Annotated in this window: 12 protein-coding genes; 10 read left to right on the top strand and 2 right to left on the bottom strand. The window is 41.1% G+C overall.

From position 1 onward, the window contains the following. The gene (locus NZ848_RS05255; protein WP_259014644.1) at window positions 1–3,132 is read right to left on the bottom strand and encodes an efflux RND transporter permease subunit; all 3,132 of its coding nucleotides are present in this window, start codon (window positions 3,130–3,132) and stop codon (window positions 1–3) included. Between the two features lie 11 nt (window positions 3,133–3,143). Continuing rightward, window positions 3,144–4,271 (bottom strand): efflux RND transporter periplasmic adaptor subunit, encoded by a 1,128-nt coding sequence (locus NZ848_RS05250; RefSeq protein WP_259014643.1) that lies wholly within the window; start codon window positions 4,269–4,271, stop codon window positions 3,144–3,146. Between the two features lie 464 nt (window positions 4,272–4,735). Here NZ848_RS05250 and NZ848_RS05245 point away from each other — a divergent pair, with 464 nt between their 5' ends. From NZ848_RS05245 to NZ848_RS05200, 10 genes are all read left to right on the top strand, one after another. Then, window positions 4,736–6,247 carry an acyl-CoA dehydrogenase family protein gene (locus NZ848_RS05245; RefSeq protein ID WP_259014642.1) on the top strand — a complete coding sequence of 504 codons (1,512 nt, stop codon included), beginning with the start codon at window positions 4,736–4,738 and terminating at the stop codon, window positions 6,245–6,247. Window positions 6,248–6,316: 69 nt separating this feature from the next. Then, the gene (locus tag NZ848_RS05240; RefSeq protein WP_253526166.1) at window positions 6,317–7,414 is read left to right on the top strand and encodes a calcium:proton antiporter; all 1,098 of its coding nucleotides are present in this window, start codon (window positions 6,317–6,319) and stop codon (window positions 7,412–7,414) included. Between the two features lie 502 nt (window positions 7,415–7,916). Then, window positions 7,917–8,333 (top strand): response regulator, encoded by a 417-nt coding sequence (locus NZ848_RS05235; RefSeq protein WP_253526159.1) that lies wholly within the window; start codon window positions 7,917–7,919, stop codon window positions 8,331–8,333. 30 nt (window positions 8,334–8,363) lie between these two features. After that, the gene (locus NZ848_RS05230) at window positions 8,364–8,924 is read left to right on the top strand and encodes a DUF1003 domain-containing protein (protein WP_253526150.1); all 561 of its coding nucleotides are present in this window, start codon (window positions 8,364–8,366) and stop codon (window positions 8,922–8,924) included. Window positions 8,925–9,185: 261 nt separating this feature from the next. After that, a complete protein-coding gene (locus tag NZ848_RS05225; RefSeq protein WP_259014641.1) occupies window positions 9,186–9,527 on the top strand; it encodes a cupin domain-containing protein in 342 nt (113 codons plus the stop codon). After that, window positions 9,517–9,771, top strand: a complete 255-nt coding sequence (locus tag NZ848_RS05220; protein WP_253526146.1) for a hypothetical protein — start codon at window positions 9,517–9,519, stop codon at window positions 9,769–9,771. The genes NZ848_RS05225 and NZ848_RS05220 overlap by 11 nt, the downstream gene beginning before the upstream one ends. Window positions 9,772–10,155: 384 nt before the next feature. Then, complete coding sequence (locus NZ848_RS05215) at window positions 10,156–10,716, top strand: helix-turn-helix domain-containing protein (RefSeq protein WP_253526137.1); 561 nt, start codon at window positions 10,156–10,158, stop codon at window positions 10,714–10,716. Window positions 10,717–10,858: 142 nt separating this feature from the next. Next, complete coding sequence (locus tag NZ848_RS05210) at window positions 10,859–11,056, top strand: hypothetical protein (RefSeq protein WP_253526135.1); 198 nt, start codon at window positions 10,859–10,861, stop codon at window positions 11,054–11,056. A gap of 79 nt (window positions 11,057–11,135) precedes the next feature. Then, window positions 11,136–11,288, top strand: coding sequence for a hypothetical protein (locus NZ848_RS05205; RefSeq protein WP_253526127.1), 153 nt, complete (start codon window positions 11,136–11,138; stop codon window positions 11,286–11,288). 470 nt (window positions 11,289–11,758) lie between these two features. Further along, the gene (locus tag NZ848_RS05200; RefSeq protein WP_253526125.1) at window positions 11,759–12,196 is read left to right on the top strand and encodes a hypothetical protein; all 438 of its coding nucleotides are present in this window, start codon (window positions 11,759–11,761) and stop codon (window positions 12,194–12,196) included. The last annotated feature ends 9 nt before the right edge of the window (window positions 12,197–12,205 follow it).

Here is a 12,205-nt window from a genome sequence, read left to right as displayed (position 1 = left end):
TTAGTTTGCTTGCCTGCTACTGTTTATTTTATCTTGCAGGTTCTGGAAAATCATATACAAAACCGGGATTATCATTATACCCAATATTACCCCACTTAACATTCCACCCGCAGCGCTGATGCTGATAGACTTATTACCGATGGCTGTTCCGCCTTTGGCAAAAATCAACGGTATTAATCCGGCTATAAAAGCAAAAGATGTCATCAGAATAGGCCGCAGGCGTAATCGGGCACCGGCAATACCTGCATCATAAACAGACATCCCGGCTTTGCGTTGCTGAATGGCAAACTCAACAATCAGAATAGCATTTTTGGCCAATAGCCCTACAAGCATAATTAAGGCTATCTGCACATAAATGTTGTTATCAATACCTGCCAGCCTGGTAGCCAGAAATACCCCAAGAATACCGGTTGGCAGCGACAACATAACCGACAAAGGCAGCAGGTAGCTTTCGTACTGGGCAGCCAGCAGAAAGTACACAAATAATATGCTTAGCCCAAAAATAAACACCATTTGCGAACCTGAATTGCGTTCCTGAAGGCTCAGCCCGGCATATTCATAACTAATACCTTTGGGTAGTTCTTTTTTCATTACCTCATCTATCACATCCATAATTTTACCACTGCTTATACCTGGTGCAGCATTCACATTTACGCTGATACTGTTATACAAATTATACCGGCTGATACCCTGTGGGCCATATACTTTTTTGAGTGTAACAAGCGTGGCAATGGGCACCATCTCGTTTAGGTTATTCCGTATCATGATATTGTTCAATGAAGATTCGTCTTTCCGGAACTCGGCCTCTGAGCGTACATTTACCCTGTACAACCTGCCAAAACGCACAAAGTCTGTTGTTTGCGACCCCGTCAGATAAAGCTCAAGGGCATTCATTACGTCTTTTGGGGTTAATGCCAGTTGCTGTGCCTTATCTTCGTTTAGTATCACCTCATATTGTGGGTAATCGCTTCTGAATGTAGTAAATGCCGTACCAATCTCTGGCCGTCCGTTCAATGCCGCTATAACTTTTTGGCTGATGGATTCAAAGGCAGAAATGTTTCCGGAAGTCCGGTCCTGTAACACAAATTCTACGCCGCCCGCCGTACCAAAACCCTCTACCGCAGGGTTGCGGAATATAAGAATTTCGCCACGTATTTTTCCTTTCATTGCACTTTCTATTTTGTGCATCACCTTGTTAATTTCTGATGTTTCTCCGCGGTCTTTGGGGTTTTTCAAAGTAATAAAACCCATGGCGGCATTTGGTGAAGACCCTGAACTGAAAAGGCTGAAGCCCGTAACGGTGCTTATACTTTTTACCTCCGGCTGTGCCATTACAATTTTTGTGGCTTTCTCCATTTCTTTTGTAATAAACTGCAAATTGGCACCAGCCTGAAGGTTAACCACAAATGTCAGGTTGTTGTCATCTTCTTCGGGTACAAAGCCTTTCTGAGCTGTATTCATCAGAAAAAATGCACCGGTAGAAATAGCTGCCAGCGCTACCACGGTTATCGTTTTTCTTTTACCAAAAAACTTTACGGCCCTTATGTATTTATGGGTCAGTTGCTCAAAACCCACATTGAAGGCAACAGCAAAGCGCCGGGTAAAATTCTGTTTATCTTTGCCCGAATCACTATGTGTATTTTTCAATAACAAGGCGCATAATGCCGGGCTTAATGTAAGTGCATTTACCGCAGATATAAGAATGGCAATGGCAAGTGTATACGAAAACTGCTTATAGAATACACCCGCCGGGCCTTCCATAAAGCCTACCGGAAGAAAAACTGCCGACATAACCAGTGTAATAGAAATAATGGCACCGCTGATTTCGCCCATGGCCGAGGCCGTGGCTACCCGGGCGGTTTCGCCGGTTTGCTGCATTTTGGCATGAACGGCCTCAACAACCACAATGGCATCGTCTACCACAATACCAATAGCTAACACCAGCGCAAATAGGGTTAATACATTAACAGAAAACCCAATGAGATAAATAAAAAAGAATGTGCCGATGATAGAGACAGGCACGGCTATGGCCGGTATAATGGTTGAGCGGAAATCCTGAAGAAAAACCAGCACCACAATAAATACCAGAATAAAGGCCTCTATTAATGTCCATTTCATCTGAGAGATAGAAGCATCCAGCCGGTCTTTCATACTTTGAATTATCTCGAACGAAATACCGTCAGGCGCTGTTGTCTGGAACTTTTTAAGCGATTTTTCTACCTCAATGGCAATGCTGTTGGCATTTGAACCACTGGCCTGAATCACTGCAAAAACTACCGAGGGTTTTTCGTCGGTAAAGGTATCGCTTGAATAATTGGAAAGACCAAACTCTATGCGGGCAACGTCTTTCAGCCTCAATACTGAACCATTGGTTTTTGAACGGAGAATAATCTGCTCAAAGTCTTCCGGTTTGTTCAACTTGCCTTTGTAGCGTAAAACATATTGTAAAGATGCGTCAGTTTCCTGACCCAGGCTTCCCGGCGATGCCTCAAAGCTATAGTTTTGTATGGCTGTCTCAACATCGGCAGGCACAAGGCCATAAGATGCCAGCTTGGCGGGGTTTATCCAAACCCTTACGGCATAGTCTTTTGCCCCAAACATATTCACGTTTCCTACGCCGGGTATACGCTTCAGCTCAGGAATAAGATTAATATTGGCGTAATTCTGTAGAAAAGCCTCATTGTATTTATCGGGTTTATTGCTATTGATGTTTACAATCATCAGATTACTGGTCTGCTGCTTGGTAGTATTCAGCCCGAGGCGAATCACCTCTGACGGTAGTTGCGCGTTAGCTTGTGCCACACGGTTTTGCACATTTACAGCAGCCTGATCCGGATTAACGCCCTGTTTAAAGATAACGGTAATAAAAAAGCTGCCGTCGTTAGATGAGCCGGAGGTCATGTACTGCATATTCTCTACCCCATTTATTGCCTGCTCTAATGGTGTAATCACCGAACGAATTACACTTTCAGCATTGGCTCCGGGATAAACGCCCGATACAAATACAGTTGGCGGCGCAATTTCAGGAAACTGTGTCATCGGAATCCTCAATAAACCCACCATACCTAAAAGAACCAGTATAATTGAAATAACAGTAGCCAGTACGGGCCTTTTTATAATCTTGTTTAACATTTTTTCAAATTTTAATTAACCCCTTTAGGTATTATAATAGAGTTTTCAGGGATGCTCGCCAACTCATTGGCCACAATTCTGTCGCCAGCTTTAAAACCTGACTTGACAATGAAATAATCTCCTGATTTAACATAGTCTTTTAGCGCCACCCATTCCATTTTATTTTTACTATCAAGTAAGCCCACAAACAATTTGTCTTGCACCTCGTAAGTAGCCAGTAGCGGAATTTTATAAACGTTTTGCAGGGTTGAACTTAACAAAACTCTGCCTGTGTTACCGGTTCTGAGCAGTGATTCAGGATTGGGGAAAGAAGCCCTGATTATAACCGAGCCGGTAGTCGGGTCAAACTGGCCGTCCATCATATCAATTTTTCCGGAATGCCCGTACGTATTACCGTCGGCGAGCAACAAGGTTAATTCAGGGTAGCTTTTCAGTTTTTCAATCAGGGTTTTTCCAGGGCGCGAAGCATTGATTTTCAGTATTTCATTTTCAGGAAGCGAGAAGTAGGCGTAGATTTCATTTACCTGCGACAAAGTGGTTAATGCCTCAGAGTCGTTTGGCCCTACCAACGCGCCGGTACGCTTCAGGATTCTGCCAATGTAGCCACTGATGGGTGCTTTTATAATAGCAAAGCCGAGATTTATATCCGCCGATGCAACCAATGTTTGTTGTTGCTGTACGGCAGCCCTGGCGTTTTCGTAGTTGATTCTTGCTTTTTCGTATTGAAAATCTGCCACCACTTTGTTTTCGCTCAACACTTTGTATTTATCAACCTCAAGCTGAGCCGCCGCCAGTTGTGCTTTGGCAATTAAAAGCGCCGCCGATGCCGTATTTTTCTGTTCACGGTAAATGCTGGCATTAATCCTGAACAGGGGCTGCCCTGCTTTTACGAAAGTGCCTTCGTCGACATATATTTTTTCTATGTAACCACTTATCTGCGGGCGTAGTTGTACGTTTTCTTTACCCTGTAAACTGGTAGGATACGTTTGATTGATCAAGGCTTCGGTTGGTTGCAGCACGATGATTTCAGCCTGTATGTTTTTCGATTCGCTGTGGGTATCATTCTGGTCTTTTTTACAGCTTTGAAAAAGCATCATAAACACAAAAAACAGCGCTAAGCATCTTTTGATTTGGGGCATCAAAAACTTCATTTTTTCTTTGATTTTAACTAATTCTTTTATCAAAATTAGCGTATCTGTAACCTTGCCATTGTGTCATTCTGACTGAAGTGAGGAAAATCGGAACTGAAATGCAGAAATCCGGCTTCAAGGTTAAAGCCAGCCGCTTGATTACTGGTAATTTAAGTACGTCTTTATTAAGCAAAGTCAGCTAAAATCATTTCATAAATCAATTATCATAAACCAGAAATTATTTGTTTTTAGCGGCGTATGGGTATCTATAAAATGTAGAGTTTCGGGTGTTAGAAAACCTGGCTGTACGCCAGGCATGAAACTATCCCCCCTCAATACACAACTTTTTCCAGTATTTTTGCGTTATAGAATTAAATCTGCCGGTTTAGATTCTTAATTAGTATTCTCTAGTTGCTCTCTCTTTTTTTATTGTTGTATATACGGCATGCAGCACTTTACCCCAAGTTCTCAGCATGAATCAATTTGCCGTATCCCTGCCTGAAGTATTGTACTCAGATTTTCTCAACCGTTTCAAAACTTCGCTTTCTTCTCTTTTCAAAAGAGAAAATATTGACCAACTCAGTCTTTCAAGAGGGTTGCCTCCGCATGTCTGGAAAGAAATCATGAATCTAAAACCTTTGTCGGTTGCTATTCCGAAGATGTTCGGCGGCAGAGGCACAAGCGTAAAAGAATGCCTGGGCATTTTATCAGCGGCATCTTATGAGTCGCTATCCTTGTCTTTAATATTCGGTATCAATATAGCTTTGTTTTTAGAGCCTGTTGCCAAATATGGCAATGAGCTGATAAAACCTGAAATTTTTGAGCACTTTCTTAACAAAGGCGCCATGGGTGGTTTAATGATAACCGAGCCCGATTTTGGTAGTGATGCCCTGAACATGAAAACCAGCAACGAACTGAAAGGCGACTCTTACCATATCAGCGGTACCAAGCATTGGCAGGGGCTTACCGGAATGGCCGATTATTGGCTCATTACGTCAAGAAATTTATCGCCGAGCGGTAGCTTGAACAGAGACGTAGATTTTTTTATTGCCGATACCCACCATCAGGAACAGAATGTGAAAGTGCTGGAATATTACGATAACGCCGGCTTAGATATGATTCCTTACGGATTGAATAAAATAGATATTGATGTGCCGCTGCAAAATAAACTGATACCAGAAACTACCGGCCTGAAAATGATGCTCGATACGCTTCACAGAAGCAGGTTGCAGTTTCCGGGCATGGGCATGGGTTTTCTGAAGCGTATGATGGCCGATGCCATGCAGCATTGTAATGACAGAATTGTAGGCAGTGGTAATCTGTTTTCTTTAGACCAGGTGCATTTTCAGCTTTTAAAAATGCAGTCGTATTATACTTTATGTTCGGCTATGTGTGCAAAAAGTTGTTCGGTAAGCGGAATTGAAAACGATGTAGCCGCCAGCGGTTTGCAAGCCAACAGCATGAAAGCACTGGTAACTGACATGATGCAAGAGTCGGCACAAATAAATGTGCAGTTGTTTGGGGCCAAAGGTTACCGGAAAAGCCATATCGGTGGCAGGGGAATCATGGATAGCCGGCCGTTTCAGATTTTCGAGGGTTCAAACGAAATGCTTTATACGCAGATTTCAGAAGCGATTCTGAAAGATATGAAAAAGAAAAAAACTGAGCATTTAGGAAGCTATATGTACGAAAACGAACTGACTGCAGATGCCGGAAAAATATATGCCGAAGAACTGAATTTCAGTATCAGCGGCACGCTGCCACAGCGCAAAATGGTTGACCTCGGTAAAATTGTGGCCAGGGTTATTACGGTTACTGATTTGCTGAAACTGAATGATACAGGTTTTAACCAGGCCCTTACAGATAATTGCATTGAACTGGTAAAACATGAAATAGGTGTGCTGCTGGCCTCAATGAGCCGGCATAAAAACATACAGGCTGCTGATGAAATTGCCGGCAACAGCGACTGGATGGCCTTTGCCTGATTGGTTTATAAGTAAAAGACTTTTTTATTTATAACCTGAGCACGCTTAGATTTACCACACAATTAAAAAATGAAGAAAAAAATTTACCTTTTGCTATGGACAATCCTGGTGCCGGCGTTGGCATGGCTGGCATATTTCGGGCATACCTATTTTGCCAATAATTATTATTCAGGCCTGCTGGCTTTGTTACTGACGGGTAGCGTTTTAGCGGCAGTGCACCACTCTGAAGTGGTTGCCTACAGGCTGGGTGAACCTTTCGGTACATTACTGCTGGCCTTTGCCATAACCGTAATTGAAGTAGCCCTGATAATTTCTATTATCCTGGGCGCCAAAGGCCTTGAATCTATTACGCTGGCCAGAGACACCATCTTTGCCGCCGTTATGATTATTCTAACCGGTATTATAGGCGGGTGCATCATTGTAGGGTCGCTTAAATACAGAGAGCAGAGCTTTACGCTTCAGGGTGTAAGCACAGCCTTAATTACGCTTACTTCAATCATAATTTTTGTACTCATATTGCCCAATTATACAATAAGCCAGGGCAAAGGCGAATACACCACCTATCAGCTGCTTTTTATTGCCATCGTTTGTCTGGTTTTGTATGTGGGTTTTGCAATGGTGCAAACCTTCAGGCACCGCAGTTATTTTATATCGCCGGCCAATAAGCTCATTGGCCATGACGAAGAAGAAAACCTTCCGGAAAAACCCTCAAAAAAAGAAATGTATGTGAGCATTGCGTTATTGGTGCTTTGCCTGGGCATAGTGGTTTTGCTGGCCAAATTACTATCGGCAGATGTAGAACACATAGTGGCATGGGCAGGCGCGCCCAGGTCGCTGGTGGGTGTTATTATTGCTGCCATTATTTTATTGCCCGAAGGCATGGCGGCTTTCCGTGCGGCCAGGTCTAACCAGATACAAACTTCGTTAAATCTGGCATTTGGCTCGGCGCTTGCAAGCATCGGGCTTAGTATACCCGCCATAGCTATTACGTCTGTCATTACCGGTATTAGAATGATCGTAGGAATCGATATCAAATCAACTATTCTGTTGGGTTTGTCTTTGTTTATTATAACCATTTCTTTAACAACCGGCAAAACCAATCTGATGCAGGGATTAGTATTAATAGCTATTTTCATAATCTATCTTTTTACCATTGTTGCCCCCTGACAACGGGTAATTGTTGTCTTGCTGGCTCAAGTATTACCCAAAGACGTATGGATGTAAAACACGGTGGCTTGTTGATTGCTGAACAGCTTCATTCGGGCCCGCCTAAGGCGCAATTTTGTTCTTTTAATTCTACTTCATTATTTGTTCATTTTCAGTTTTTTCAAAACGTCAACGATCGCAGCTGGTTTGTACTAACTGGGTATTTCTTTACCGGTTCTTGCTAGTAATAAACGCCCTTCAATACCAAAATGTAAGAATAATGTAACACATTCGCTCAATTGTGTAATACCTTGCCCAGGTAAATATATCATATTTGTTAAGCTTAATATAAGTATCTGATACCCGCCAAAACTGTTAAAAAGTACTGATTTAATAAGAAACTGCCCCCTCATGCCAGCTAACTGCTAACCCCTATTGAAGGCAACCCGCTTGCCATTTTCAACATCAAAAAGTTTGATTTTTCGCCTGATAACCTATTTCAATATTCTAAAAATTGGATGAAATGAAAAAAACAAATATGATTCTTTTAATAGAAGATGATGAAGACGACCAGGAGTTTTTTATTGAGGCACTGCGCGGAATAAGAGATACCAAGTTGTTTTACATTGCCAGAAACGGCAAAGAGGCCATAGAAATGCTGCGTACTACTAAAGTGCTACCCGATATTATTTTTACCGACATCAACATGCCTTTAATGAACGGAATTGAATGCTTTTTAGAAATTGTCAAGAACCCGCAAACCCAAAATATACCCGTTGTATTTCTTTCAACCGATGCCGCGCAAAAATCGTTGTTGTTTCAGCTGGGCGCAAAGGGGTTTATTCAAAAGCCAAACGATTCTGACACCCTGTGCAACAAGCTGACGGAAGCAATAAAACATATCTCATCGCCAGAAGTGGGTGTTATGAGCGAGCTGTAACGGCTTACCCGGGCAACAAAACCCATAAATATGGAAAACACCGAAATTAACCAGCTTTTGTCTGATGAAGACGCGCATCTTGACAAGCTGCACCAGATTGTAAAAGAAGCCATAAAAGCCGAAAAATTGATTATTCAGAATCTTTTGAATCCGCCGATTGAAACACTTACCGGAGGGCAGAGGCTCTCTGATAAAGTAGCCAGGTTCGGCGGCAGCTGGAAGTTCATAATCATTTTCGGGCTGGTGCTGATAATCTGGATTATTTTAAACGGGGTTGTGCTTAAGGCCCACAGGTTTGACCCGTACCCGTTTATTTTAATGAATCTCATTTTGTCGTGCATTGCGGCGCTTCAGGCGCCTATCATTATGATGAGCCAGAACCGGCAGGAAGAAAAAGACAGAAAAAGGGCAGAGAACGATTACCTGATTAACCTGAAGGCCGAAATGCAAATCAGAAGCTTGAATCAGAAGGTAGATTTACTGCTCGAAAAGCAAATAAAAACTTTGTTTGATACCCAGGCCCGACAATTTGTGTTGCTGGAAGAAATAAAAAATAAGCTGGATAAAGTTGCAGGCCAAGCCAATGTGTGAATCATGTAAATCTTTCACAGATTTTTGTAATGTTTTTCCGGAGTAATAGTTCCATCTTTGGTACTTTAAACCATCTGTTTGTATGCTGAACTAAATCTGACTAATCCACCTGAATTTCTAAAAATTCGAACAGTACCTACGGTATTTAACAGTTAATCTCACCATTTATCATTTCAGCATAGCATACTTCACCAGCCATAATAGCAATGGCAGGTATAAAAAATCATTTGTTTTTAGCAAAATAAAACTTCATAATATTGTATGGAAACTCCGGAAATTGAAAAGTCCAAAGTACACATCACTGTGGAAATTATCGAATATGTGCCCAATTCTGTAGTTATTAAAACCATTCTTAAGAAATCGACAGGGAATATCAGCGTAATGTCTTTTGATGCCGGCGAAGGGCTGACAGAGAAAACCACTCCATTTGACACCTACGCTCAAATCATAGAAGGTACGGCCAATATGGTAATTAATGGCGAATCGCATGAGTTAAAAACGGGGCAGTCTATTATTATACCGGCTCATGCCCCCAATTTGATAAAAGCCAACGGCAGATTCAAAATGATATTGACAGTTATAAAAAGTGGTTATGAAACCTAAAACCAACAGGCAATTAATAGCCGGTATCTTTCTGATAACCGAGCAGATTCAAAACCAGTATCCGGAATTGTATGCTCATCTTGGCGAAACACCTTTGTTTCTATCGTATGAAGAGAAGCGCATCAGTACCATCAATTTTGAGCAATACCTGGAGTCTATTCAGCAACAACTGAATGCTTTTCTCATAAAAACAGGTAAAGCCATTGGCAGCACAAATAATACCTTTTGGCGTGACAAGCCTTAAATTTTTGTAACCCAAATTTTTTTGTTAAAGGTTAATCGGACATAAAATGCCATCTAATTTAGGTGGTATTTTTTATTACTGTTTTATTTTCTTTAGCAGCCTATAAAACTACTAACCTGGCAACTGTTAATGCTGTACTGCTGCAACACGTTTAAGCGTAGCGCTCATAAACCAGCCACACAAAGTGTTGATATGCTTTGATACCACCATATTTAATGTTAGCTTTTGATAATGTTAATAATGTTGGTGGCAACTGCCAGGCACGGGCTGGTTACCATGAAAGCCTTTAAAACAGGGTAGTTGTTTATTGTCTCGAAAATGTTTTGCGGCAGGTCAAAAACTTTTATTAATGTATTACCATGTTAAAACTTTTAACTCGGCCTTATGAAACTATATGTAAAATTTATGGTGAGTATTCGCTGTAAAATGCTTGTAAAAGCCGAACTCGATAAACTGGGGCTCAGGTGGAGGTCTATTGATCTGGGCGAAATTGAAATAGAAGGAAATATTACAGAAGAGCAGCACAAACTATTGAAAGCTAATTTGTTGAGGTCGGGCCTTGAATTGATGGACGATAAAAAAGCAATACTGATACAAAAAATAAAGAATGTAATTATAGAAATGGTGCATTATGACGACGAGCTGCCCAAAATGAAAAACTCAGAATACATCAGCGAAAAACTTCATTATGACTACACCTACCTGGCCAATTTGTTTTCAGAAGCCACCGGCATTACTATTGAGCAGTTTATTATTATTCATAAAATAGAAAGGGTAAAAGAGTTGCTCATCTATAACGAACTAAATCTTACCGAGATTTCTTACAAGCTTAATTACAGCAGTGTGGCGCATCTTTCTAATCAGTTTAAAAAGGTAACCGGCCTTACTCCTTCTTTTTTTAAATCGCTGAGAGACAAAAAACGCATACCCATTGAAAATATCTGAACCTGCGCATTTGCCTGCAAACACCCGAATTACCGTATGTGTGAATTATATAAGTATTCTGAATAATTGTATAACGGGGTTAGTCATAAAATAGCGCATCTTTATGATGCAAAGATTCTTTTGCAAACAAACATGAATAAAAATGAACAGAGAAGAAATAAGGGAGGAGTGGAATAAACAAAAAGCAAAACTGCTAAAGAGATTTTCGGTACTTACCGAAGATGATTTGTTTTTCAGAGAAGGCCGTAAGGACGAAATGTTAGAAAGGCTTCAGCTGATACTTGTCAAAAACAAAGATGAACTGAACTCACTTTTTGAAGAGATTAAGAAAAAAAACTAACGGCAACACCGCCTTCGCGGCCCTTGGTATGTTTCATTTATTTATCAGGTTTTATAATATAACATTAACTATCAGCATCATGAATAACCAGAATAAGAAAAATCAAAACAGTAAAAAGCCGGTTGCCCTTAATAAAGTAAAATCTGTTTCTGCCTATAAAATGGAAGACAGTAGTAAGTTTTCAGCCATTACGGTGCTTCCGAAATTTAAAAATCAAAAGGTAGTTCTTTAGAAAATACAGAGCCGTTGGCCGGAATATACCCCTAGGCTGAGTTGCATGGCAATAGCCTTTTTGTTGTTCCGGCCAGGGTTGCTTTTAATGCAATGGCCAACGTTTTGCAGGTAAAATTGAATGCCAAATCCGCCGGGTTGAAGGGCTTTTATTTACCGTGCAAACAGCAGTTTATCCGGCATGGCCGGTCTCACTCATCCGCTTCAGGGCTTCTGTTACAAGTGTGTGAATCATGCAAGTAATACTACTAATTGTGTAATGATAACCGGGCATTTAATGCCGACTTTTGTATCAGTTCATTACAAGCCAGAAAAAGAAAACTTCAGTTATCTAACCAGTGCACGGGTTTGTTTTTCCCGGTTGCTAATCACGTATCTACATCTTTAACGCCTGGCTATCAGATAGCAGGCTTATTATGCTTGCATTTCTCTGATAATTAAACAAAACATCAATCATAAATAATTAAAACTATGCAAAACATTTTATTACAACTGAAAAAAACGCTATTGATAACACTGGGCATTGTGCTTGCAGTTTCAATGAGCTCATGCACCAAAAAAATAGCGTTTCTTAATTCGTCGGTTGTGCCGGCGGCTCGCGGTTATGTTGAGATTAAGTCAGACAAGAACAAAAACAACGTAATTCAGATACACCTAACCAATTTGGCAGAGGTACAGCGGTTGCAACCCGCCAGACAAACCTACATTGTATGGATGAAAACCGACCAGGAGTTAACAAAAAACATGGGGCAGATAAAAAGTTCTGGCAATATGATGTCTAAACAATTGAAAGCTACTTTCGAAACCGTCACTTCTTTCAGACCAGTACTGGTTTTCATTACAGCCGAAGACGACCCCAATACCCAATATGCAGGCGGGCAGGTGGTTTTAACCACCAATAACTTCTGATTTAAAAAG

Source organism: Emticicia fluvialis, assembly GCF_024793945.1.
GTDB classification, from domain to species: domain Bacteria; phylum Bacteroidota; class Bacteroidia; order Cytophagales; family Spirosomataceae; genus Emticicia; species Emticicia fluvialis.
Note: the sequence above shows the minus strand (reverse complement) of the source record. Positions and strands in the feature narration are given on the sequence as shown.